The organism is Streptomyces sp. NPDC052236 (assembly GCF_044548015.1).
Lineage (GTDB): Bacteria > Actinomycetota > Actinomycetes > Streptomycetales > Streptomycetaceae > Streptomyces.
In genome coordinates, this window is sequence record NZ_JBIUBL010000017.1 from 146,369 (window position 1) to 170,992 (window position 24,624).

The following is a 24,624-nucleotide window of genomic DNA, read 5'->3' on the forward strand; positions in this document are numbered from 1 at the left end:
GCCCTCGCCACCGCCACCGCGCCCACCCCAGTTCGTCGATGAGCGTGAGGCGTCCCTCGGACCGGCGACGGGTCACACGTGCGTGGCTCGTTTCCCCGCACGGTGTTGAGTTCGCCTCCCCTGCCTCCGATGATGTTCGTGGACACCGGTGCCGGACGTTCACCGGCCGAAGCCGGTGCCGGATCTTCGGCGGTGGGAGCGGAGGCTGGGAGTGCTGGCGGCAATCGACCAGGCCGAGGTTGGTGCCTCATGAGGCACCGCATGCAGCTGGCTCTCCAGATCATGCTGGTACTTGTCGCGAGCCTGCTCGGCATCGTGACCAACTACGCCACCAATGCGGACGACGCGCCCTGGCTGTTACAGGCCATTCAACAGGCGTCCGTACCCGCCATCGGGCTGCTGGTCGTTGCCATGGTGGTGGGGCAGGTCGTGGTGTACCGGCTGGAGAACCCGGCTCCGCCGCCGGTCGAATGGCCGCGTGACCGCGTCCCCTATCCCGGTCTGGACGCGTTCGTCGAAGACGAGGCGGCCGTCTTCTTCGGCCGGGAGGCCCAGGCCGAAGAACTGACGCGCAGGCTGCACGCATCGGCGGAGCGGTCGGGCGACCGGTTCCTGGTACTCGTCGGTGCATCCGGCAGCGGAAAGTCCTCGCTGGTCAGAGCCGGTGTAATGCCTCGGCTGCGAGGGCGCCGGTGGACGGTCCTGCCCGCTGTCTCTCCCGGGCCGAACCCTCTCGGGGCCCTGGCTTCGGCCATCGCGGTCGCCGGTGGAGGGCAGGAACAGGTGAGCGCTGTCCTGCGGCGTCTACGCCAGGGGCCGGGTTCGCTGGGTGCGGAGTTGTCGCGGCTGCGCGGCGGCCGGTTCCGACGCACGCTCCTGGTGATCGACCAGTTCGAAGAGGTCGTCACTCTCGCCGGCGGACGGGAGCGCGCACAGTTCCTCGATGCGCTCCGCTCCTGCGTGGAGCAGGACTCCGGAATCCGGGTGCTGGCCACACTCCGGGTGGACTTCCTGGGGCAGCTTCTCGGCACCGGCCACGCCGACCTCGTCCAACGTCCCATCGCCATCGGCGCGTTGGGCAGAAGCCAGCTGGTCCAGGTGGTGGAGCGTCCCGGAGCCCTGGTGGGTCTCTCCTTCGCGCCCGGAGTGACCGACTCCATCGTGGACGACGTGGGCACGGACGACGCCCTGCCGCTGCTCGCCTACCTCCTGCAAGAACTCTACTTCGCTTCCGGCCCCGGTGAGACGGTCACCAATGAGCTGTACCGGAACCTTGGCGGTGCGGCAGGCGCCCTCGCGCGGCAGGCAGATCACACCGTGGCCGAGCTCGGCACCGGCGACGGAATCGACTTCGTGCTCCGGGTCCTGCTCAGGTTCGTCACGGTCCAAGGACAGGAAGTCGCCCGCAGGCGCGTTCCGTTGTCCGAACTGACGGACCGGGAGCGCCGTGTCGTGGACGCCTTCGTGGACGCACGGCTGCTGATGTCCGACGTACGCGGCGACTCTCCTTCTGGCCAAGAGCCCTACGCTCAGGTGACGCACGAGGCGCTGTTCCGCCAGTGGGCTCCGCTGAGGCAGGAGGTCGAAGCACGCGTCGAGCAGCTGCGCGAACGCGCCGAGCTCGAACGGTGGGCCGAGGACTGGGAGCACTCCGGCCGCAGCGACGACTACCTTCTCACCGGAGAACGACTCGCTCTGGCACAGCGCTGGCTCGCCGCACTGGAGGAGGCCGGACAGGCCTCGGAACCAGCACGCTCACTCGTCCACTCCTCGGAGCGACGAGATCTGGCCTTCCTACGCCGCGTCTCGGACAGCATCGGCCGTCATGTACTCGGCAGCGCGGAGAGCCGGCCCGAGCGGGCCATCCTCCTCTCCCTGGCTGCCCTCGGGGAATGCACGCCCACGCCGGCCGCACTCCGCGGTCTCATGACGGCGCTGGCGTCGAGCCACCTTCGTACCCGACTCGACGGACACACGGACACCGTCCGCCACATCGCCTGGTCCCCGGACGGCCGCCGGTTGGCCACGGCGTCGAGAGACGGCACCGCACGCGTCTTCGACGCCCGCTCCGGGCGGTCGGTGCTCATCCTCCCGTCGGACGGCACGATGGTCGAGTCGGTCGCCTGGTCACCCGACTCCTGCCGTCTCGCCACCACGGGCCGGGACCGCGTGGTGCGGATCTGGAACGCCGCCTCCGGCGTTCCGGTCCGGCTGCTGACCGGCGCCACCGACATCGGCAGGCAGGTGGCCTGGTCACCCGACGGAAGACTGGTGGCTGCCACATCGAGGGACCGTGGCGTAAGGGTCTGGGAGGCCGAAACCGGCGATCTCGTCGCTGAGTTGCGTGGGCATCGCGACGATGTCTGGGGCGTCGCCTGGTCACCGGACGGCACGCCTCTCGCCTCCGCCTCCCACGACCAGACGGCAATCGTGTGGGACATGGCGACTCGCGCGGCCGTGACGACGCTGACCGGTCACTCGGACTTCGTCGAGGGCATCGCGTGGTCCCCGGACGGTCGCGGCATCGCCACGGGCTCCGGCGACCACACCGTGCGCATCTGGGACGCGCAGAGCGGCGACCTGCGGTTGCTGCTGCGCGGACACTCCGACTACATATGGAACGTGGCCTGGTCCCCGGACGGCCGTATGCTCGCCTCCGCCTCGTCCGACCGGACCGTACGCATCGTCAGCACCAAGGACGCCAAGGTCCTGGCCGTACTGCGTGGCCACACCGACACGGTTTGGGGGGTGACCTGGTCACCCTCGGGCGCGCAGCTCGCCACCAGTTCGACCGACGGCACCGGGATGGTCTGGGACCTCCGGCCGCGAGGTGCCGAGCACGTACGGGCCGACGGGCACCGCGGTCCTGTGAACCAGGTGGCGTGGTCCTGTGACGACAGCCGCTTCGCCACCGCCTCCGACGACGGCACCGTCCGCGTCTGGGACGCGGCAACCGGGGCTCCAACCGGACGGACGGTCCGGCTCGGCGACCGGGTGTGGAGCGTGTCGTGGTCGCCGCAGGGTGATCGGCTCGCGCTGAGCACCAACGACGGGGTGTTCCGTGTCGTGGACGAGGCAGGGAGCACTCTGTTCGAGCATCATGGCGAGGTCATCGAGGCTTGTGCCTGGTCACCGGAGGGCAACCGGATCGCCACCGGCGGGCACGACGGCACTGTGGGCGTCTGGTCGGTGCACGCCGGGACCGAACTCATCACCCTGGCTGAACATCAGGACTGGGTGGGCCGGATCGCATGGTCACCCAGCGGCCGGCTGCTCGCCAGCTCCTCCGACGACCGCACCTGCCGCGTGTGGGACGTCACCGAGAGCCGACAGCTCACCGTCCTGCGCGGCCACGACAATTACGTGGACGATGTCGCCTGGTCCCCGGACGAGCAGCGTATTGCCACCGCCTCCGGCGACTGGACCGCCGCGGTGTGGGACGCGACCACAGGACGCCGTGTCGACACGCTGAAGGGCCACGAAGGACGTGTCCGCGCCATCGCCTGGTCTCCCGACGGACGGTTCATCGCCACCGGTTCCGACGACCACACCGTCCGCGTCTGGTCCTCCGCCACCTTCGAGGAGATCGGCGTCGTCGGCGTCCACCAGGACAAGGTGACGGCGGTCGCCTGGTCACGGGACAGCACGCGGCTGCTCACCGCCTCCTTCGACGGAACAGCCCGCGTATGGTCCGCAGTCCCCGATTTCGACCGGCTCGAAGCACACGCGCGCGGACGGGTTTTCCGGACACTCAGCGAGGATGAACGGCGTCAGCACATGCTGTCGCTCGCCCCGTCGTAGTCAGTACCGCTCCTCGACCGTCCGGTCGTCGGTGTGCAGCAGATAGTCGTCAGGAACGAGATTCATCGCCTTGCGGGCAGGTGACGACCAGTACATCGCGTTGCGCTCCGCGAACGTCTCAGAACCCTCGTAGGAGATCAGCCAGACGAACTGGTTACGCTCGCGGTCGACCCACGCCCCGCCGATGGAGAATCCCAACTCCAGCCGCAGCGGCACAATTTCCGTACGCCACCGCTCCACCCACTCGTCGAGCATGCCGTCGCGAACGGTGTACGTACGGAGCTGGGTGGTCCTGGGCATCTCATACATCCCTTCTGGAGCTCGCCTCGGTGCGTCACCCACAAACTATGCGCTGAACTGAGGCGGGGGACGGGCCAATCTCAGGCCCGACGCGTACCCGTCCGCCTCGCGATCTCGACCCGCCGGATCGCCCACCGCTGCGGTGCTACGTCATAGATGTGCGCGGACGGCGCAGGCTCTGCGGAGACGACGCACACGAGGGCCACCAGCGACGATGAGTCGCTGGTGGCCCTCGCGTCTGTCTGGTCACGTCATCGGATGCGACCCAGCCAGTTCGGTCAGTACGCCGATGGGTTGTCGCAGTGGTACAGCACCGCACCATGGTAGTTGTAAGGCCACAGCATACGGCTCCGGGTCAGGGGGCCGTAGACGCCGTCGGCACTGCCGGAGAGTCCGAGCTTGTTGATCTGGAGCCACCTGACGGCCTCGACCGTGGCAGTGCCGTAGATGCCGTCGGCGCCACCGGAGTTGCCGACCCTCTGGGCGGCCCAGGTGCCGCCGTAGCACACTATGATGGCCTCCTGCAGAGCTCGGACCGCCGACGTGGAACCCTGCTGGTAGCCCATGTAGCAGGAGAGCCCGTTGTCCGAGCGGGCTGGGAACTTGTATACGTTGTCCCCGGCGAGATTGGGCACGTCGCGCAACGAGGTGGTATTGCAGGGACCGTAGGCGGCGTGGGCCGGCGTACTCATCATCGGGCTGGCTATCAGGCCGGAGGCGAGGAGGAGAGCCAAAGCCCCCAACACTGCGATCCGCATGCGGAGCGTCATGGATACTCGTTGCACGATGCAATCCTTCTGGTCGGTGATGTCGTCTCAGTGACGGCCTCACCCATGGACCTTAGGGACATCGTGGGCTTCGGACTTTGTCATTCATGCAGGGAACTTTGTCAGTAGTGCACCGCCTGCACCGCCTCAAGTTGACGCCGCATCAGGCAGGGGCCCCGCGCGTGCCCGTCGAAAGCCATTGCGCACAAGAGAGAATCCCGCCAAACTCATGTCTGGAACCGTCCGTGTCGAAAGGTGGCTTGTGGGGGAACGGGCCGAGGTACTGTCAGGCCGGATCTATGACCGCCGCAGACGAAGGTCTGCCTCATGAGCCCGGTCCTGGACACCGCGTTCATTCCGCCGCGGGACCGGGAGGAAGTCCTCCGGAACGCGGTGTGGGAAGCCATGGTGGCAGTCGATATCGACCACCATCCTCCGGCTGAGGACATCTCCGTTCGCATAGGGCTCGGCACCGTGGGGCCCATCAGGATCTGTTCAGCGCGGGCGACCGCGGCCACGCTCCGTCGGACGGAGCGGCTGGCCCGGGAGGACGAGGAGCCGGCCGTCACTCTCGGTGTTCAGATGACGGGCAGCAGCGTGGTGGTGCAGAACGGTCGCGAGTGCCTGCTGAGGCCGGGAGACTGCGCCGTCTACGAATCGATCGCTCCCTACACACTTCTCTTCGACGAGGGAGTCGACTACCGCTTCTTGCGTTTCCCCCGCGCGGCACTCGCGCTCCCCGACCGGTTGCTACGAGACATCACCGCGGTCCCCCTGGGATCCGACAACCCCGTTGCGCGCCTCGCCTTCACGTACTTCTCCCAACTGGCCGTCAGCGACGAATTGCACCAGGGTGTGCACGCCGAGGCCGTCGTGGAACCCAGCGTCGAACTGCTCCGTGCCGTCCTGACGTCCCAGCACGGTAACTCCAGCCTGGCCAAGGCGCCGTTGGAGGCGACGCTCAGCCTGCGGGTCACTCATTACATCCGGAAGCACCTGGCCGATCCCGATCTGTCGGCGGCACGGATAGCCGCCGCACACGACATCTCCGTACGTCACCTCTACGCTGTGCTGTCCCGGTCGGGCATCAGCCTCGGAGACTGGATCCGTACACACCGCCTGGCCGAATGCAGGCGGGAGCTGGCCGACCCGAACGGGCGGCTGCGGACCATCGCGGCGATAGGACGGAGTTGGGGCTTCGTGGACGCGACCCACTTCAGCAAGGTGTTCAAACAGGCATACGGAATCTCGCCTCGGGCCTGGCGCGACCAGCACCACCCTCGCTCCTCCGCGTGATGGTCTCCGCGCGGACGCGTTTCGCGTGACTCAGCGGCCGATGCCGCTCGCGTCCAGCACGTCGGCCTTGGCCGGAGGCCGCACATCCAACGGCTTGTCGAAGGCGCTGAACGAGGTGGTGCTGCGATACTCGGCGCCTTTGTAGACGACCTTGAGGATGTACGGCTTGCCCTCGGTGGCGACGTAAAAGGTGTAGGAGCCCCCCTTGTCCGCCTCGTCGGTCACCACCAACGGAATCGCGGGGCTGCCGTTGACCTTGGTCGGTTCGCCCTTCGTCGCTACGCCGAAGGAGGCGACATCGTCGGCGCGACGGAACTGATGGTCGAAACGTGGCTCGGCCCGGACGCCGACGAGACCGCGCGCGAGGCGGTACGCCAGATGCAGCGGCACGCCTTCGAGCTGCAGCTGGCAGCCGCTGAGGAGTTAGAGCCAGTCGAGGCCGTGGTTGATCTGGCGGCAATTCAAGCGCCCTGCCTTGTCCTGTCGGGCGCGCATGATCTGGCGGACTTCCGGCAGATCGCTGCCCGGCTGCCGCAGCTGCTCGCGAACGCCGACCACGTTGAACTGCCGTGGGCAGGTCACCTTCCCAGCTTGGAGCAGCCAACGGTCGTTACCGATCTACTGATCGGCTTTCTCAAGGAGAGGGTCCCTGTCGGTTGAGCCTGCTCGCGGCCCGCCCTGTCATGCGGCGTTGAGGAGGGGGTGTCCGCCCCAGTCGGGTAGCCGGGGTATGTTGCCGCACCCCGGCCCCCCGGCACAATGCCGCGATGAGGGGAAACGCTTGGCGGCCGTCGCCTACGGCGGGCCGCCCGCTCGTCGAGTGCCCCGCACCACGGGCACGTACACCCTTCTCACATGCGCGTACACCGTGTGTCCGTCCGCGCGTCGCCACTGGTCAACGCTGGTGGCAAGGCGGAAGCGTTGGCGCCATGAAACCGGCAACCACCCCGTCGGCGGGGCTCGTTCACGACCCTGCGGCCCTTCACGAGTTCACGATGCGGTTCACCTCGACGCCGCGCGGCGCGCGGCTTGCCCGGCGGCTTGTCTCGCACCGGCTGCACGAGTGGGGCCACCCGTACGAGTCCACCGCCAATGAGACGGTCACGCTGATCACGGCCGAGCTCGTGGCGAACGCGGTCCGCCATGGCCACGTACCCGGGAGGGACTTCCATCTGCGCCTCGCGGGGACCCCGACGGCGCTGTGGATCGAGGTCACCGACACCCGCACCGACAAGTGCCCCCGCCGCGATCCCCAACGGCCATCCCCCGACGAGGAGTCGGGCCGCGGCCTGCTCCTCGTCGACGCGCTCGCCACCCGCTGGGGCATCACGCCGCGCACTGCCGGTCCCGGCAAGACGGTGTGGGCGGTGGTCGAGGTGCCCGTGCCCCGGTAGCTCGCGCGGGGGATCAGGACAACCTTCTGGAGGATCGCCCCCGGGCGCCACCCGATCGCGACCCCGCCGCACTGGTCCGGCAGGTACGTCGACTCGACCATCACAGCTCCCCCACCGCTCTGCGTCGTATCGCCCCTGGTCGCAGGGCGAAGCGTGGCGTTTCTCTGCGAAATAGGTGCATTTGTGGCCAGGGGCTGTATTCCGTCATGACCGATACGGGACGCGATGTCGGAGGTGGGATATACGGTTGATCGAGTTCACCCGCACGCAGCAGGACCAAGGGGGCACCACGTGAGGCCGACGCTGGCCGCCGCGCAGTTGCGGGGCAGTCTGACCCAGTACCTCACGACGACGTACGCGCTGGCCGACGAGGACACCCGGCTCGCGCTGGAGCGCTTCCTCGGGCATCCGGAGAGCGGGATCTTCCGGGGGCCGTATCTGCGGATCAGGACGCCGTTCCACACCGCGGACGACGGGTGGCAGCGCCATCTCGACTGGGTGCCCTCCTTCGCCCCGTACCGGCATCAGGCCAAGGCGTGGGAGCGGCTGAGCACCCTGCACGGGCCCGCGCGGCCGACGCTGATCACGACCGGGACCGGGTCGGGAAAGACCGAGTCGTTCCTGGTGCCCGTGCTCGACCACTGCCGCAGGCAGAAGGCGCTCGGGCACCGCGGGATCAAGGCCGTGCTGCTGTACCCGATGAACGCGCTGGCCACCGACCAGGCAGGGCGTATCGGCGATTATCTGGCGCGGCCGGAGCTGGCTCAGGTGACGGCCGGTCTGTACATCGGCGACCGGCCGGACACGGACTTCCGGCGGGTGATGACGCGGCGCGAGGAGATGCGGATCTCGCCGCCGGACGTGCTGATCACGAACTACAAGATGCTCGACCTGCTGCTGCAGCGCGGCGAGGACCTGCCGCTGTGGCAGGACGCCGACATCACGTATGTGGTGCTGGACGAGTTCCACACGTACGACGGCGCACAGGGCACGGACGTGGCGATGCTGCTGCGGCGGCTTGCGGCGGCGACCGGGCAGAGCAGGCCGGGGCGGCCGCTCGGCGGGATCTGTCCGGTGGCGACGTCGGCCACCCTCGGCGAGGGCCGGGGCGACGGCGGACACACGGGGATACTCCACGTCGCGACGCAGGTGTTCGGGGTGGAGTTCGGCGCGGACGCGGTGATCGGCGAGGAACGGATGACCGCCGGGCAGTTCGCCGGTGAGGTCGACTACGAACTGCCCGAGCCGCCCGGGCCGAAGGAGGTCATCGAAGCCTCCGGCGGGCCGGGGGTGGAGGCGCACCCCGACCTGCTGGACCTCGACGGGCTCGCGGCGCGGCTGCTGGACCGGCGCGGGCTGGACGCCTTCCGGATCGGCAGGCTGCTCAAGCGCCACGACTTCACACACAAGGTGCTTTCCCTGCTCGGCGGTGAACCGCGGGGCGAGTGGGAGCTGCGGGACCTGCTCGGCAGTCTCGGATACGCGTGGGGGCGCACCGCCCGGGAGAATCCGAGGCTCGCGCTCCAGGCGCTGTCCCGGTTCGTGGCGCTGCTGTCCGCGGCACGCGACCCCGAGTCGAGCGAGAAGCGGCCGAGGCCGCTGCTGCACATCGAGGCGCATCTGTGGGTGCGGCCGGTGTCCCGGGTGCTGCGCGGGGTAGGGCGAGCGCCGGAGTTCCGGTGGTACGAGGACGACCGCACGGCCGCCAGGCGGGCCGCGCTCATCGCCGCGCCGCCGACGGGCGGCGAGGGTGAGGATTCGGGCGGCCGGCCGGCCGACACACGCCGGCCTCAGGCCATCCCGGGCACGGACACGGCACGGCGCGAGGCGGCGGTCTCGCTGCCCGCCGTCTACTGCCGCAACTGCGGCCGTTCGGGCTGGGCGGCACTGTCGCCGGAGTCCGATCCGCAGCAGCTCGTCATGGCACAGGACAAGGTGTGGCGGGCGGGGCTCGGCCGGGACAAGCGGCGTATCCGGTACTTCATCGCCGCCACCCCGGCGGAGGCCGAGGACGCGCTGAACGCCCTGACGGGCGCGAAGCCGAAGTCCGGCTCCACCGATCCGCTGTCCGTGCTGGTGCTGGACGGGGCCCAGGGCACGTACCGGCTGCCGGCGTTGAGCGATGCCGAGGAGTTGCAGGACGCCTGGTTCGCGCTCGCCATCACGGACAAGAAATCGGCGGACAAGGCGGCTTCGGACGACCGCTGCCCCGCATGCAACACGGACAACGGCATACGGTTCCTCGGCACCTCGCTGGCCGCGCTCGCCTCGGCGACCGTGACCCAGCTGTTCACGGGCGGTGACATCGCACTCGTACCGGAAGAGCGCAAGACGCTGCTGTTCAACGACTCGACGCAGGACGCCGCGCACCGGGCCGGATATGTGGCCAACGCGTCGTACAAGTTCTCGCTGCGATCGCTGCTGGCGCACAACCTGGACGAGTCCGGGGCCCCGGTGGCACTCAACGACCTCATCGGCAACGTGCTGAACTCGGTGGACGACCCGCAGGCGCTGGCCGCCGTGGTGCCGCCCGACCTGCACGACGAGCCGGGCGTGGACCGGCTGCTGTCCGGGCGGGGCACGGGTGACGCGCGGACCTGGAAGCTCATCGGCGAGCGGCTGGCGTTCGCCACGGTGATGGAGTTCGGGCTGCGCTCACGCCAGGGGCGCACCCTGGAGCTGACGCGTACGGCTGCGGCCGAGGTTGTCATCGACGAGCCCGACCGGATCGCCTCGCTCGCCCGCGACCTGCATCTTTCGCTTCCGGGTCAGCTGGTCGTCATGGACGCGCTGCCGACGCCGGAGCGGTATCTCGCCTATGTGCGCGGCCTGTTGGAGCGCATCCGACTAAGGGGTGGTGTGCGGCACCGGTGGCTGGAGCCGTGGATCAAGGATGCCGGTGTGGCCCGCTACAAGATCTGGGGCGGCCGTCCCGACGGCATGCCCGCCTTCCCCGACGGGATCGCTGCACCGCGGTTCTTGCTGGACGGGCAGAAGGACCGGTCGGTGTTCGACGCGGTGACCGGGCGGCTCGGCTGGTACCAGGACTGGACGAAGCGGTGCCTCGGGCTGGACGCGGCCGGGGCGACGGAGTATCTGCGCAGGCTCCTGCCCGTCCTGGTGGAGGAACACGCACTGTCGGTGCGTACCGCGCAGGACCGCACGACCAGGGTCTACGGTCTCCAGCCCGGCCATGTCGAGGCGCGGCTGCTGAACGACGACGTGGTCAACAAGGCGTTCGTGAGCTGCGCGGACTGCGGCTGGCAGCAGGTCGTGCCGCCGGAGCGCCGCACTCGCTGGTACGGGCATCCCTGCCCGCGGTACCGGTGCCAGGGCATGCTGCTGGCCCCCCAGGTCGACCTGACCTCCACCGGCTCGGGCGGCTCCGGCGGCTTCGCGTCGGGCGGCTTCGGCGGGACGCGCGCCCGCGACTACCGCGACGACTACTACCGGCGCCTGTATCTGACCGGCGGGACCTTCCGGGTCGTCACCGCCGAGCACACGGGTATGCTGACCCGCCCCCAGCGCGAACGGGTGGAGCGCACTTTCCGGTCGGGGACGCACTACACCGATCCCAATGTGCTGTCCTGCACGCCCACCCTTGAACTCGGCATCGACATCGGCGACCTGTCGGCCGTACTGCTGGGGTCACTGCCCAAGGGCCCGGCCAACTACGTCCAGCGGGCGGGCCGCGCCGGGCGCAGGACGGGCAACGCGCTGATCGTCGCCTTCGGCGGACGCCGTGCCCGCGACCTGTACTACCTCGACGATCCGCGCGAGATGATCGCGGGCGACATCGTGCCGCCGGGCTGCTACCTCTCCGCGGTGGAGATCCTGCGCCGCCAGTACACGGCCCATCTGCTGGACCTGGCAGCCCGCGGGGCACTCACCACCTCCGACGGCGAGCGGCTGATGCCCGTGCCCCGGCTGGTGTCCGCACTGTTCGGGTCCTCCGGCTGGTGCCAGGATCTCGCCGACGCCGCTGTCACCCACGGGGCCCGTCTAGTGGAGGAGTTCCTGTCGCTGTTCCCGGCCGGTGGTGCGGACGACGGCGAGGGCGTCACCATCCATGCCGCCGACGAGCTGCGGGCGTACGCGACCGGCGACGTCGTCCGCGTCCTGCAGGAGGCCGAGGAGGACTGGACCGGGCGGCGCGAGGAGCTGCGGCGGCGCATCGCCGCCATTGACGAGGCCATGGTCGGCCTGGTCCGCGGCGACGACGAACAGGACCGTGAGTACCGCGAGCTGCTGGCCGAGCGCCGTACCACCGGCGACCTGCTGCGCGAGCTCAGCCGGGCCGGTGCTCATGGCGCCCTGGTCGACCTGGGGCTGCTGCCCAATTACAGCCTCGCGGACACCACCACACAGCTGGAGGCCACGCTCTACTGGACCGAGGAGCCCACCGGCGCCGACGCGGCGGAGGGTGGCCGCAAGACCTACCGCAGCGAGGTGCGCGACTACGAGCGCTCACGGCGGCTCGCCCTCTCCGAACTCGCCCCCGGCAACAGCTTCTACGTCAATGGCTACCGCCACCAGGTGCGCGCCCTCGACATTGGCAGTCCCGACCGCCGCGCCTGGTCCGTATGGCGGCTGTGCCCGGCCTGCGGCTACGTCCGTACGGACAATGCCCAGGCCGATGCCTCGCCCTGCCCGCGCTGCGCAGGGCGGGAGATCGCGGACGCCGGGTGTGTGCAGTACGTGCTCCAGCCCAGGCGGGTCATCGCCCGTGACAAACGCGACGACGCCCGGGTACGGGACGACAAGGACGAGCGCGACCGGCGACGGTACGCGATGCTCACCACCGTTGACATCGACCCGGTGCATCTCGCGCCGGACTCCTGGCGGCACGAAACAGCCACGTTCGGCGTCGACTTCACCCGGCGTGCGGTCATCCGCACCCTGAATCTGGGCGTCGACCGGCAGGACGGCAGCAGCACGGTCCCGCTCGCGGGCGACGACGTACGCATCAACCCCTTCTATGTGTGCGCGAGTTGCGGCGGCGCCACCGCCGACGGGCGACCGGTGGCCGACAAGCCGCAGGAGGCGCTCACCGACTCACTCGCTGCCGGCACCAAGGCAAGCGCCCACCATCTGCTGTGGTGCCCGCGCCGCAGGACGAAGGGCGGTGGCGAGGCGCAGGGCAAGGGGCAGGACCTTCCGCTGCTGCTCGCGCACGAGCTGACCACGGAAGCGGTGCGGATTCTGCTGCCCGCCTCCGTCGCCCGGGCGGGGGAACGGCTCGCTTCCTTCACGGCAGCTCTGTTCGCGGGTATCGCAGCCCGTTACGGCGGCGACCCGGACCACATCGACATCGCGTCCGCGTCCATGCCCGACCGGGGTGACTCGGACTGGACCCGGCGCTTCCTCGTCGTATACGACCGGCTGCCCGGCGGCACCGGGTATCTGCACCGGCTGGCGTCGGCGGACGGTTTCCGCGAGGTACTGCTCAAAGCGCGCGAGGTCATCGAGAACTGCCCCTGCATCGAGAAGGGGCAGGACGGCTGCCACCGCTGTCTGCTGCGTCGGGTGCCGGCTGGCGACTACGACCGGGTCAGCCGCAACGAAGTCCGCCAGATGCTGGACGAGTTGCTCGGCAAGGACGGCGAGGCGTGGAAGACCACACCGGTCGGCACCACCCAGCACATTCCGCTGGAGCGGCAGGCGGAGAGCGACCTTGAGGTCATGTACGTCGAGACGCTGAAGGAGTGGGCGGAGCAACCCGACGCGAGGGCCGCCGCCGACGCCTACACGACGGCCGCCGGGACGTACTCCCTGGACCTGCGCCTGACCGGCGGCGACGGCACGACGGTCAGGTGGCGGGTGTCCCAGCAACGGATCCTGGACGGGACGCGCCCCGACGTGCTCTTCGAGCGTCTCGACGCACCCGGACCGCGACTGGCCCTCTATCTGGACGGCTACGAGTTCCACGCCGGCCCACGGCACAACCGGCTGGCCGACGACGCCGTCAAGCGCGCCAGGCTGCGCGCCGACGGGGTGCGCGTATTCCAGCTGACGTACTACGACGTGAAGGAGTGGCGCACCCGCGTGCGCGAAACGGGCTACTCCCCCGCCACCGCTGCCGACCCCGTGTGGCGGCCGTACGGCGAGAAGGCCCTCGCCCAGGCGCGCGCCTACTACGAGAAGGTCCGGCGCGGCCTGCCGGGGGAACTCGCCGAGACGGTGTGGGTCAACCCGGCCGAGCTGCTTATCGCCTATCTGCGTTCACCGGACGCCGACGGCTGGATGGCACGTGCGGAGGCCGCTGTGGCGGGGCTGACCGGGGCGCAGGCCGATGCCGCCGTCGTCGGCGGGGAATCGGTGATTGCCCAGATCGAGGCCGCGCTGCGCGGGACACCTCCGAAGGCAGAGGCGGGCAAGCTGCGGCTGCTCGCGGCGACCGACGGATCCGGCTGCCGGGTGGTGGCCGTGGCCGACGGCCGGGTGACACCGCCTGTGTGGTCGGCGATCACGGTGCTCGACGACAGCGACGCGGCCGTCGCCGGGGACGAACGCCATAAGCGCCGCTGGCGGGCGTGGCTGTACTGGAGCAACCTGCTGCAGTTCCTTGAGCGTGGCGGCGGCGACAGTGCCCAGCTGACCACGAGCCTGCTGGACGGCTTCTCGGCTCAGGAGTTCTCCGTCGCGGGCGGTGCGGGCTGGTTGGAGTCCACCCGTACCACGCTCGTCGAGGAGGCCGCCTCCGCACGGCCGCCGGCGGTCGCCGGACCGCCCCTGGTCGCAGCTCCGGTGGAGCCGGTCGTGGGAGGAATGCCGGCCGGGGCGCGGGACGGCGGCTGGGAGTCGGTGCTGGAACTACTCGATCCCGACGAGCCGGGTCTCGAACTGCTGGCGGTCGCGCTCGCCTCCTTCGGCGCTCCCGCGCCGAGGGACGGCTACGAGCTCGACGACCGCGGCTGGATGGCCGAACTGGCCTGGCCGGACGCGAAGGTCGGGGTGGTCCTGGCCCACAGACCGTTCGGCGGGGAACCCGACGCGGAGGCGGAGGACCGGGACCGGGCCTTCGCCGCGGCGGGCTGGGAGGTGCGCCCGGCCGGAGCCTGGTCGGCGAAGGAACTGGCGGACCGGTTCGGTGGGCAGGGCGGCGGCGCGGCCGGACACCGTGATCAGCGCAACGACGGAACAACCCAAGGGGGATCCCACCGATGAGCGCAGCGAGCGTGACTCTGCGTCTGCTGGACAAGGCAGACAAGGAGATCCTGAGACTCCCCCGTACGGTCAAGGGCGCGATCTACGACTTCCAGCACAAGTTCAAGGCCAATCCGAACGCCTCCGGGCTGCGGCTGAAGCAGCTGCGCGGCGACAACCGGCTGTGGTCCGCGCGGGTCAGCGATGACTACCGCGCGCTGCTGCTGCGGCTCGACTCCGACGACTGGCTGATCGTCTCGGTCAGGCATCGCAAGGACGTGTACGACCGGGTCGCCTACGGCGTCAACCCCGTCACCGGTGGCATCGAGTACGTCGATCTACAGGTGGTCGAGGAGTCTCTCGCCAAGCGGCTGTTGCCGAAGACCCCTCCTCCTGCGCACGCCGAACCGGCGCCGCCGGCCCAGGCCGGACACCCGGCCACTCCTGAGCACCGGCCCGCCCCCTCTGCCCCGCCCGTCCCGTTGTTCGCTCAGGTCACCGACGAGCAGCTCACCGAGCTCGGCGTGGCCCTGCCCCTCTTGCCCGTGGTACGCACCCTCACCACGGAGGACCAGCTGCTCGGCCTCGTCGAGTACGCGCCGCAGCTGACCGGCGAAGTGCTGCTCTCCCTCTACGACGGCAAGCCGTACCAGGAGGTCCTGGAGTACGTCACGGCCCCGGTCGCCGCCCCGGAACCGGTGGACACCGAGGATTTCCAGGCAGCCGCGGAGCGTCCGGCGACCATGGTCACCACCACGGACGACGCGCTGCGCGAGGCACTGGAGGGCGGCAACTTCGGCCGCTGGAAGGTCTTCCTGCACCCCACACAGGCCAGGCTTGTGGAGCGCGACTACTCCGGTCCGGCGCGCGTGGGCGGGGGTCCCGGCACGGGGAAGACCATCGTCGCGCTCCACCGGGTCAGGCACCTGGTGTCACAGCTGCCGCCCGGCCGTACCAAGCCGGTGCTGCTGACCACGTACAACAAGAACCTGGCGGCGGACCTGCGGGCCCGGCTGCTGGCACTGGGCGGGGAGGAACTGCTGGCGCGGGTGGAAATCAGCCATGTCGACCAGCTCTCCCTGCGGGTGGTGCGCGAGGCGGAGCCAGGCAGCAGCAAGCAGACCGTCGACGACAGTCAGGCGCTGCGCGAGTGGCGGTCGATGCTTGATGAGCTGGGCGAGTCGGGCTGGGAAGCGGAATTCCTGCACGACGAGTGGACTCAGGTGATCCTCGGCCAGGCCGTCGCGTCCCGTACGGACTATTTCCGCGCCCGCCGGGCCGGCCGCGGCCGGAACGTCACCCGGCCGGAGCGCGCCGAGATCTGGCAGCTGACGGAGCGGTTCGCCCAGCGGCTGGACGGGCTGGGCAGGCAGACCTGGGCGCAGGTCGCCGAGCGCGCTGCCCGGCTGGAGCTGGAGCGGGAACAGCGCATCCAGGCCGTGGAGCGGCAGCGCGAGGAAGCGGGCGGTCTCGACAACATCCACCTGCAGGACACTTCAGCGGGTTGGCTGCGCTATCGCTACCGGCACATCGTGGTCGACGAGGCGCAGGACCTGCAGCCGGGCCACTGGAAGATGCTCCGCGCGATGGTCGCCCGGGACCGCAACGACATCTTCCTCGTCGGCGACACACACCAGCGCATCTACAGCAACCAGGTGACGCTGGGCAGCCTTGGGATCAACATCCGCGGCCGGTCGGCCAGGCTCTCGCTGAGCTATCGCACCACGCGCCAGATCCTCGGTTCCGCGCTGGAGGTGCTGCGTGGGGAGTCCTTCGACGACCTGGACGGCAACGAGGAAACCCTCGGGGGCTACCGGTCCGTGCTGAGCGGAGGCCTGCCGGCGTTCCATCCGAACGTGGACTGGGAGTCGGAGCGGGAGGACATCGCCGCGCTGATCGCCGAGTGGGACGACATTCCGCCGGAGCAGATCGGCATCTGCGTTCCGACCAATGCGATGGCGCAGGAAGTTGCCTATTCCCTCGCGCAGTTCGACATCCGAGCGGTCGAAATCGGCCCCGACGGGCCACGCGGCGACGAGGGTGTGCACATCGGCACGATGTTCCGCTTCAAAGGGCTCGAGTACCAGCGGATGATCATCGCTGGTGTGACGCAGGGGCTCGTGCCACGTGAGAACATCCTGCGCCTGAGGGCTGTCGATGCCCTGCGGCACCGCCGGGAGCTGCAGCGGGCCCGGTCGCTGCTCTTCGTCGCCGCGACGCGGGCACGCGACAGTCTCGACATCTTCTGGCACGGCAGCCCGAGCCAGTTCCTGCGGCCGCTGCTGTCCGCCTGAGGTGTGGGGCCATCGTCCCGGGGTGTGCGGCGCCGGCGAGCGGTGCCGCACACCCCGGTCACGGCCGCCGGTCGAGGGCCGTCCCCCTCGACCGGAGTACTGGGTGGCCGCCGAGGCAGGTCGAGAGCCGTTACGCCTCCGCGGCGATCCGCGCGAGGCGTCGTGCCTCGTCGCGCGTCGAGCGGGCGATGGCGTCCTCGTCCACCGTGGTCAGCCGGTTGCCCTCGACAACGGCCCGGCCGTCGATGAGGGAGAGCGAGACTGGGGCAGCCGCGCCGAAGACAAGCGCGATTACCGGATCGGCGATGGAGGAGTGCGCGAGCGTGTCCAGTTTCCAGAGGACCAGGTCGGCGAGCTTGCCGGGCTCGATGGAGCCGATCGCGGCGGACCTGCCCAGGACTTGGGCGCCACCGTACGTAGCCAGGCGCAGCGCCTGACGGGCAGTCAGCGCGGCTTCGCCGTGCGGCCCGAGGCGGTTGATCAGGAGCGCGTTGCGCAGTTCGGTGTGCAGCTCGCCGGACTCGTTGGACGCCGTGCCGTCGACGCCGAGGCCGACCGGGACTCCGGCCGCCAGCATGTCCGGGACCCGCGCGATTCCCGCGGCCAGGCGGGCGTTGGAGGACGGGCAGTGGGCCACACCGGTCTTCGTACGGGCGAAGGCGGCGATGTCCGAGTCGTTCATATGGACGCAGTGCGCCATCCACACATCCGGGCCGAGCCAGCCCGTGGACTCGAAGTAGTCGGTCGGGCCAAGGCCGAAGAGTTCCTTGCAGAACTCCTCCTCCTGGATGGTCTCGGAGCCGTGGGTATGCAGCCGTACGCCCTTACGGCGGGCCAACTCGGCTCCCTGCCGCAGGAGTTCAGTGGTGACGGAGAAGGGCGAACACGGCGCTACGGCGATCTGGGTCATCGCGTCGAACGAGGCGTCGTGGTGTTTGTCGATGGTCTCCTCGGTGGCGGCGAGCGCGCCTTCGAGGGACTCGACGGCGAAGTCCGGCGGCAGGCCGCCGTCCGACGTACCGCGGTCCATGGAGCCGCGGGCGAGCGTGAAGCGGACGCCCATCTCCTTCGCCGCGCCAATGATCGCGCCGGACAGGTCGCCGGAGCCGCGCGGGTAGATGTAGTGGTGGTCCATGGCGGTGGTGACGCCGCCGCGGGCCATCATGGCGAGGGAGCCCTGCGCCGCCGCGCCGGCCATCGGCACGTCGATGTGCGCCCAGGTCGGGTAGAGGGCCACCAGCCAGTCGAAGAGGTTGTGGTCCGTGGCGAGTCCGCGCGTGAGCCACTGGTAGAAGTGGTGGTGGGTGTTGATCAGGCCGGGGGTGATCAGGTGGCCCGTGCCGTCGACACGGCGGACCACGCCCTCCAGGTGTTCGGGTGCCTTGCCCGCACCGACCGACTCGATGCGGTTGCCCGCGACGACGATGTGGCCCGAGGCGTACTCGGTGTCCTGCGCGTCCACGGTCGCGATGGCGCAGTTCTCGATGACGATGCGCGAAGCCGCCATGGCGGTTGCTCTTCCTTCCTTCACAGGTTGGTCAGGTCGACCGGGATGCGCGGCTCGGCGCCGTCCCGCAGGACAGTGGCCTCGATCAGGCCGTACGGGCGGTCCGCCGCGAAGTAGACAGCTCCGTCGGCGACGTCGTTCTTGAGCCCGAACGGCTCCAGATCCACCAGGAAGTGGTGCTTGTTCGGCAGTGAGAAGCGGATCTCGTCGATCTCGCCGCGGCTGTCGATGACGCGCGCGCCCATCTGGTACATGGTCTGCTGCAAGGAGAGGGAGTATGTCTCGGCGAAGGCCTGGAGCATGTGGGTCTTCGCCTGCTCGTAGGACTCGTCCCAGTCGGGCATCGGCTCCGCTTCGGACGACCAGTTGTAGCGCCACTTCGCGGACACCTCGGTCGCGAGGATACGGTCGTACGCCTCCTGGAGCGTCGTGTACTTGTCCTTCACGTAACCCCAGAACTCGGAGTCGGTGGAGTTCAGCACGGTGAGGTCCCGCAGACCGGAGATGACCTGCCACTTCTCGCCGTCGAAGGTGATCTGGGCGACGCGGGTCTCCTGGCCCTTGCGGACGAAGGAGTGCTGGGACTTGTCCGTCCCGATGCGCTCCCAGGCGTACTCCTCGATGCGGATACGCGCCTGGTGGATCGGTTCCTGGCTGGTCACGAAGTGCCGGGCGAGGTGGATGCCGAACTGTTCGGCCGACTCGATGCCGTACTCCTTGGCGAACGCGTACACCGTGTTCTTGGTGGTGTCGGTCGGCAGGACGCTGGCGTTGGAGCCGGAGTAGTGGACGTCGTCCATGTCGCCGGAGAGCGCGACGGAGACGTTCAGGTCCTTGATGTGGTGGGTGCCACCTGTGCCGTCCCGCGTGATCTTGACGACGCGGTTCTCTGCTTTGCCGTACTGGTTCTGGCCGAGAATCGTGGGCATGACTGCTGCTAGCTCCCTCGGTATACGGAGTAGCCGAACGGGTTGAGCAGCAGCGGTACGTGGTAGTGCTCGCCCGGAGTGACGGCGAAGGTGATCGCCACCTCCGGGAAGAACGCACCGCTGTCGGCCGGCTGGGTGAAGCGGGTGAGGTATGGCTCTACGGCGAAGTCGAGACGTACATGGCGTGTGCCCGGCGGTGGTGTCGGCAGGTCCTTGCAGCGCCCGTCGGCGTCGGTCCTGGAGCCGCCGAGCGCGACCCACTGCGCGTCGGAGGCGCCGCCGCGGGCCGACAAGGAGATGGCCACGCCCTCGGCGGGTCGTCCGATGGTGGTGTCGAGGATGTGTGTGGACACCGAGGCGGTGCCGGTGGTCTGGCCGCTCACGAGGTCACTCACCTTTCTCTGCGGGTTCGTCCAGGAGGCGGGAGAGCCGGATTCGGTTGATCTTGCCGAGCTCGGTACGGACATTCTCCCGCTCCTGCTCGGGGGTGTTGCCGATCCGCGCCTTGAGCGCGTCGCGCATCTGCTCACCCGTCGCGCCGGTGGCACAGATCAGGAAGACATGACCGAACCTCTCCTGGTAGGCCAGGTTCAGTTCCAGCATTTCGGCCTTGAGTTCCTCGGCGGCTCCGGCCATTCCACGCTGCTCACGGGAGGAGGCGGGGTCCCCGGGATTCGGCCGGCCGATCGGCGGGTGGCCGGCCATGGCCTCGGCCAGGTCCGCCGTGGTGAGCTCGGCCATGGCGGCGTCACTGGCGTCGAGGAGGGCGGCCACGGTGGCGTACGGCCGGTGGGCGAGCACCTTTGTGCCCCATGCCGCGCTGGCGCAGACCTCGTGCAGGGCGGCCAGGGCCGCGCCGTCGGGTGAGGTGTTGAACCGGGCGAGGCCCGGCGGCGGACTCGGCATCGACGTCACGGGAGCCTCCGTGGCTGATTCAGCTGATTGATCTGTGCGGGTGTCTCTGTGCGGGTTTCGCTGTTCGGGCTGCGGACAGCTAACGCCCTCCGGCACGGAAACGTCAACAGTTTGTTGAAAATCTACTGTCAGGGGGTGTGGGCATGCCGCCGCCGCTGCCGAACCACGTCGGCAGCGGCGGCGGCCTCGAAGAGAGCGAGGAACCTGGATCACTTCACCCTGCTACTCCCCCGCCGGTGAGGTCAGCGTGACGCCGAGCGCCGATGGGGTGCCGAAGTTCGGCGTGCCGTCGGCATTCCAGGTGAACTTCTGCGCTCTGGTGGTGCGGTTCATGTCGCAGCCACCGCCGGCGGAGTCGTTGGCGTGGTAGACGATCCAGTCCTCGGTCCCGTCGGGCGACTTGAAGAAGCCGTTGTGGCCGGGGCCGTACACACTGTTGGCGTTGGACCGCTGGAAGACCGGGTTCGGTGACTTGACCCAGGAGGAGGAGCTGAGCGGGTCGCCACCGTTGTAGGTGAGCAGCCCCAGTTTGTAGTCCGGTGTGGAGCAGTGGCTGGCGGAGTAGACGATAAATGTCCTGCCGTTGCGCTGGATGGCCTCGGCGCCTTCGTTGACCGCGCCGCCCACCGTCTCCCAGCTGTAGGTCGGGGTGGACAGCACCCTGCGGGTGCCGCTGGCGGTCCACGGGTTCGACAGCGGCCGGATGAACATCGGCTGCGAGCCGTTGTAGTAGGTGCCGAGGAGGTAGAGGTTGCCGTTGAGCTGCAGGATGCTCGGGTCCAGTTCCCAGGTGTTGTTCTGGGTCGGGTCGAGCAGGTCGGCCTTGAAGCTGTAGGGCCCCATCGGGTCGAGGCCGGCGCTCTCCAGTACGTGGATCCGCTGGGTGCCCAGGTTGTACGGCTCCTGCCCGGCCGTGTAGTAGAAATACCACCGCTTCCCGTTGGGGCCGTCGAGCAGGTGGAACTCCGGGGCCCACATCGTGCCGGCCCCGTTGGGCCGGGTGAGGTTGAAGATCACCGTGTCGGTGGCCGTCTTGAGCCCTGCCAAGGTGCTGGCCTTGCGCATCGTGACCGTCGAGTTCCAGGTCGTGGTCGCGAGGTAGTAGTACCCGTCGTGGTAGGTGAGCCAGGGGTCGGGCCCGTGCTGGGAGAGCGGGTTGGTGAACGTGTGCGGGCTCGTACCGCCGCCGGTGAAGCCAGGCAGCCGCCACACCCTGGCGTTCGCCGTGCCGCACGGCAGCTGCACCAGGTTGGTGTTCGAGGCCGACGAGCCGCCGCTCGGCGTGACGCACTTGCCGGAGCTGACGGAGACCAGGTTGAAGGTCTTGTCGGTTCCGGCGACCGACACAGGGACGAGCCGCCACTGCTGGTTCGTTCCGCTGTGGCAGTTCCACTGGATGATCGTGGCGTTGTCCGCCGTGGACGCGCCATAGACGTCCACACACTGGCCGGCGGCGTGCGTACTGATCGTGTAGGTGTCTGTCGTCCCCGCGACCGGGGTGAAGCCGAAGTTCTGGTTCACACCGGCGTTGCACGTGGAGGCACGGAGCTGCGTCCCGTTGGCCGACGAACTGTTCGGGATTTCCAGGCAGTTACCGCCGTTCTGGTTCGCCCCCGTCGACGTGAACGCGACGGCGGCGGTTGCGGGCGGCGCCACCAGGAAGGCGAGCACCATCGTGAATACGGCGGTGAGCGCGAACAAAATTTTGGATCGAGTCACTGATCCACATCCTTCATCGGTAGGAGGGTGTTCCGCCCGGCGGTCAGGCGCCGGTGGTGTGGAGGCCTGCCACTTCGCCGGCGCTCAGTGCCCTGCTGTAGATCCGGAAGGAGTCGACCGCGCCGTCGAAATAGGGGTCGCCCGCGTATTGGGAGCGGCCGATCCAGTTCTGGGTGGTGCCGCCCAGCGCCGCCGGGCCGGCGGTCATCGTGGAGTTGCGGGCCGCCTCGGCGCCGTTCAGGTAGAGGATGCCGACTCCGCCGGACAGGGTCACCGCGACGTGAGTCCATGCCCCGGTGGCGAGCGCCGTGCCGGTGTTGATCTGCTGCTCGGCCTGCCATCCTCCGGTGGTGATCGCGAATCGGACCCCGCCGGACCCGGACTGCGGGCTGAGGAACATGCAGTTCTCGGTCCCGGTGCCGAAGTCGAAGATCCGTGACCAGGCGGCCACCGTGTCCAACCGGACCCAGGTGGCGATGGAGCAGGCGGCGGCGCCGGACAGGATGCCTGAGGGGAGGCTCACGTACTGGTTCGAGCCGCTGAGGTTCACGGCGTTGCCGGTACGCCCGGTGGTCCAGGTGGCTCCACCTGTGAGGGTGGCGGTCTTGCCGTTGCCGGTGGCGTCGGCGGCTGTGCTGCCCGCCGACTCATTGAAGGGGTAGTGCGCCACGAACTGCGGCAGGGGTGTGGTGCCGGTGATGTTCCAGTAGAGGGTGTAACGCTGCCCGTGGAGCTTGTAGAAGGGCAGGAGTGAGACGGTGCCGGTGCTCGCGGTCGCGGTGAACCGCAGCGGGGTTCCGGTCGCGGTGATCGAGGAGGCCGTGAGCGTGGGCAGGCTGGCGAGGTTGGTCGTCCCGTAGGCTCCGGCGAGCACGATCGGCCCGTACAGGACCGCCTGGGTCGCGGGGTTGTCCGGGGTGGCCTCGCGGCGGACGGCCATCGGCAGCGTGATGTCGACGACGTCACCGGACGCCCAGGCGCGGGTGATGGTCGCTGGTGAGCCCGGTGTGACGCCGCTCTGTGCTGATCCGTTGACCTTGATCGTGGCACCGGTCGCCCAGCTGGGCACGCGGATCTTCAGGGTGAAGGTGCCGGGGCCGGTGATGGTGAGCTTCGAGCCGGGCGTCTCCGGGAAGGTCGTGTCCTGGCGCAGCGTGATGCCCTGGGACGACCAGTTCAGGGTGGAGGCGATGAACAGGTTCACATAGAGGGTGGTGCCGTCGTGGAAGTAGATCGAGTCGGCGTACTTGGTGTTGTCCTCCATCCCGGTGCCGTGGTCGCAGGTGAAGTCGTAGTAGTCGTTGCTGTAGGTCTTGATGCCGCCGGGCCGGGTGGGGATGTAGTACGACACGAAGCCATGCGCGGAGTTCGGGTCCTGCCGGGCGAGGATCTGGTTGTAGAGCGCTCGTTCGTAGTACTCGAGGTAGTCCGTTCTGGAGGGATTGTTGAAGAACAGCTGCCGGGTGAGTTTGAGCATGTTGTACGTGTTGCAGACCTCGCAGGTGGAGTCCGACAGCTGGCTCGCGATCCGGTCGGGTGCCTTGAAGTACTCGCCGTCCGAATTGCCGCCGATCACGTACGTGTGATGGCCGACCACGATGTCCCAGAAGTTCCGTGCGATGTCCAGGTAGCGGGTGGTGCCCGTGGCCTGGTACTCGCGGATGGCGCCGAGGACCTTTGGGATCTGGGTGTTTGCGTGGTAGTTGTTCAGCGCGTCCGTGTTCGCCGCGAGCGGGTCGAAGACCTCCGCATGGTCGAAGTACTGGGCCGTGGTGAGGTGTGCCGGGTCCGAGGTGACCTGGTAGAGATTCGTGAGCACCTCGTTCATGCCGCCGAACTCGGTGTCGAGCATGTTCTGCCGCTGGGTCTGGGTGAGGCGGTCCATCCGGAACTTCACCCAGGCCGCCATGGCGGTCAGCACCGTCAGGGCCTGGGCGTTGCCGGCCAGCAGATGCTGATCCAGTAACCCCGCCATGATCTTGTGGAGGGTGTAATACGGGGCCCACACCGGTTGTCGTGCCTCGACCCGGTCGATGAAGCTCTCGGGAAACGCGGACAGGTACCCGGTGTTGAACCCGGCGGACGCGGCCCGTGCCTGGCAGATCGCCAGTTGGGCGACGAGGTGGTCGCCCTTGGTCCGCATCGCCACGGTGCCGGTGTTGGCATAGGACTGTGCCAGCGCCGTCAGCAGGTGTCCCATCGAGTGCCCGCGCAGTTCGGTGGACGGTGATTCCCAGCCGCCGCACGGCGCCGCCGAGGAGGCGATCCCGTAGTTGAGACGGAAGGTGTGCAGCAGCCGGTCGGGGTCGACGAAGGCAAGATATGCCTGGGTGCGCAGCATGTTCGACCGGAACGGCCCGTCCAGCAGGGTCACCGCCGTCAGCGGGAACTCATGGACCGAGACGTCGAAGTCGGTCCGGGCCGCGTGCGCCGGGCCTGCCGTGAGTGTGGTGCCCAGGGTGCCGGCCACCGCGGCGGTGCCGACCGCCTTGAAGACCGTCCTCCGGGAGACAGCATGGTCAGAATGTTCAGACACGATGATCCTCCTGGCATTCT

At 69.0% G+C, this 24,624-nt stretch carries 15 protein-coding genes; 6 read left to right on the forward strand and 9 right to left on the reverse strand.

Annotation, left to right across the window (positions count from 1 at the left end):
- Positions 1-261 precede the first annotated feature (261 nt).
- Entirely contained in the window at positions 262-3,801 is a 3,540-nt protein-coding gene (locus ACIHCQ_RS26715; RefSeq protein WP_399667249.1) for an AAA family ATPase, read from the forward strand.
- Here the strand turns inward: ACIHCQ_RS26715 and ACIHCQ_RS26720 are convergent, their stop codons facing one another.
- Both ACIHCQ_RS26720 and ACIHCQ_RS26725 read right to left on the reverse strand, forming a co-directional pair.
- Positions 3,802-4,101: an NIPSNAP family protein gene (locus tag ACIHCQ_RS26720; protein ID WP_399667253.1), complete on the reverse strand. Its 300-nt coding sequence runs from the start codon at positions 4,099-4,101 to the stop codon at positions 3,802-3,804.
- A 278-nt stretch (positions 4,102-4,379) separates the two neighbouring features.
- On the reverse strand, positions 4,380-4,871 hold the full coding sequence (locus tag ACIHCQ_RS26725) for a peptidoglycan-binding protein (protein ID WP_399667256.1): 492 nt from the start codon (positions 4,869-4,871) through the stop codon (positions 4,380-4,382).
- A gap of 324 nt (positions 4,872-5,195) precedes the next feature.
- Here ACIHCQ_RS26725 and ACIHCQ_RS26730 point away from each other — a divergent pair, with 324 nt between their 5' ends.
- Positions 5,196-6,164, forward strand: coding sequence for a helix-turn-helix domain-containing protein (locus ACIHCQ_RS26730; protein ID WP_399667258.1), 969 nt, complete (start codon positions 5,196-5,198; stop codon positions 6,162-6,164).
- A gap of 30 nt (positions 6,165-6,194) precedes the next feature.
- Here ACIHCQ_RS26730 and ACIHCQ_RS26735 read toward each other — a convergent pair whose 3' ends face one another.
- Positions 6,195-6,554: a hypothetical protein gene (locus tag ACIHCQ_RS26735; RefSeq protein WP_399667261.1), complete on the reverse strand. Its 360-nt coding sequence runs from the start codon at positions 6,552-6,554 to the stop codon at positions 6,195-6,197.
- Here ACIHCQ_RS26735 and ACIHCQ_RS26740 point away from each other — a divergent pair.
- From ACIHCQ_RS26740 to ACIHCQ_RS26755, 4 genes are all read left to right on the forward strand, one after another.
- Positions 6,543-6,824: an alpha/beta fold hydrolase gene (locus ACIHCQ_RS26740; RefSeq protein ID WP_399667264.1), complete on the forward strand. Its 282-nt coding sequence runs from the start codon at positions 6,543-6,545 to the stop codon at positions 6,822-6,824. The genes ACIHCQ_RS26735 and ACIHCQ_RS26740 overlap by 12 nt on opposite strands.
- A gap of 269 nt (positions 6,825-7,093) precedes the next feature.
- Positions 7,094-7,558, forward strand: a complete 465-nt coding sequence (locus ACIHCQ_RS26745) for an ATP-binding protein (protein ID WP_399667266.1) — start codon at positions 7,094-7,096, stop codon at positions 7,556-7,558.
- 291 nt (positions 7,559-7,849) lie between these two features.
- On the forward strand, positions 7,850-14,725 hold the full coding sequence (locus tag ACIHCQ_RS26750) for a DEAD/DEAH box helicase (protein ID WP_399667269.1): 6,876 nt from the start codon (positions 7,850-7,852) through the stop codon (positions 14,723-14,725).
- On the forward strand, positions 14,722-16,998 hold the full coding sequence (locus ACIHCQ_RS26755) for a UvrD-helicase domain-containing protein (RefSeq protein ID WP_399667272.1): 2,277 nt from the start codon (positions 14,722-14,724) through the stop codon (positions 16,996-16,998). The genes ACIHCQ_RS26750 and ACIHCQ_RS26755 overlap by 4 nt, the downstream gene beginning before the upstream one ends.
- A gap of 130 nt (positions 16,999-17,128) precedes the next feature.
- Here the strand turns inward: ACIHCQ_RS26755 and ACIHCQ_RS26760 are convergent, their stop codons facing one another.
- From ACIHCQ_RS26760 to ACIHCQ_RS26785, 6 genes are all read right to left on the reverse strand, one after another.
- On the reverse strand, positions 17,129-18,505 hold the full coding sequence (locus tag ACIHCQ_RS26760; protein ID WP_399667275.1) for an 8-oxoguanine deaminase: 1,377 nt from the start codon (positions 18,503-18,505) through the stop codon (positions 17,129-17,131).
- 20 nt (positions 18,506-18,525) lie between these two features.
- The gene (gene pucL / locus ACIHCQ_RS26765) at positions 18,526-19,434 is read right to left on the reverse strand and encodes a factor-independent urate hydroxylase (protein WP_399667277.1); all 909 of its coding nucleotides are present in this window, start codon (positions 19,432-19,434) and stop codon (positions 18,526-18,528) included.
- 8 nt (positions 19,435-19,442) lie between these two features.
- Positions 19,443-19,817 (reverse strand): hydroxyisourate hydrolase, encoded by a 375-nt coding sequence (uraH, locus tag ACIHCQ_RS26770; RefSeq protein ID WP_399667280.1) that lies wholly within the window; start codon positions 19,815-19,817, stop codon positions 19,443-19,445.
- A 4-nt stretch (positions 19,818-19,821) separates the two neighbouring features.
- Entirely contained in the window at positions 19,822-20,340 is a 519-nt protein-coding gene (gene uraD, locus ACIHCQ_RS26775; protein WP_399667400.1) for a 2-oxo-4-hydroxy-4-carboxy-5-ureidoimidazoline decarboxylase, read from the reverse strand.
- 231 nt (positions 20,341-20,571) lie between these two features.
- Entirely contained in the window at positions 20,572-22,068 is a 1,497-nt protein-coding gene (locus tag ACIHCQ_RS26780) for a family 43 glycosylhydrolase (RefSeq protein WP_399667283.1), read from the reverse strand.
- 43 nt (positions 22,069-22,111) lie between these two features.
- Positions 22,112-24,604: a beta-L-arabinofuranosidase domain-containing protein gene (locus ACIHCQ_RS26785; RefSeq protein ID WP_399667286.1), complete on the reverse strand. Its 2,493-nt coding sequence runs from the start codon at positions 24,602-24,604 to the stop codon at positions 22,112-22,114.
- Positions 24,605-24,624: the final 20 nt, after the last annotated feature.

Bases quoted from the DNA above. Each gene is read 5' to 3' on its own strand.
- ACIHCQ_RS26715 (WP_399667249.1), top strand. From the start codon at position 262: ATGCAGCTGGCTCTCCAGATCATGCTGGTACTTGTCGCGAGCCTGCTC.
- ACIHCQ_RS26720 (WP_399667253.1), bottom strand. From the start codon at position 4,101: ATGCCCAGGACCACCCAGCTCCGTACGTACACCGTTCGCGACGGCATG.
- ACIHCQ_RS26725 (WP_399667256.1), bottom strand. From the start codon at position 4,871: ATGACGCTCCGCATGCGGATCGCAGTGTTGGGGGCTTTGGCTCTCCTC.
- ACIHCQ_RS26730 (WP_399667258.1), top strand. From the start codon at position 5,196: ATGAGCCCGGTCCTGGACACCGCGTTCATTCCGCCGCGGGACCGGGAG.
- ACIHCQ_RS26740 (WP_399667264.1), top strand. From the start codon at position 6,543: ATGCAGCGGCACGCCTTCGAGCTGCAGCTGGCAGCCGCTGAGGAGTTA.
- ACIHCQ_RS26745 (WP_399667266.1), top strand. From the start codon at position 7,094: ATGAAACCGGCAACCACCCCGTCGGCGGGGCTCGTTCACGACCCTGCG.
- ACIHCQ_RS26755 (WP_399667272.1), top strand. From the start codon at position 14,722: ATGAGCGCAGCGAGCGTGACTCTGCGTCTGCTGGACAAGGCAGACAAG.
- ACIHCQ_RS26760 (WP_399667275.1), bottom strand. From the start codon at position 18,505: ATGGCGGCTTCGCGCATCGTCATCGAGAACTGCGCCATCGCGACCGTG.
- pucL (WP_399667277.1), bottom strand. From the start codon at position 19,434: ATGCCCACGATTCTCGGCCAGAACCAGTACGGCAAAGCAGAGAACCGC.
- uraD (WP_399667400.1), bottom strand. From the start codon at position 20,340: ATGCCGAGTCCGCCGCCGGGCCTCGCCCGGTTCAACACCTCACCCGAC.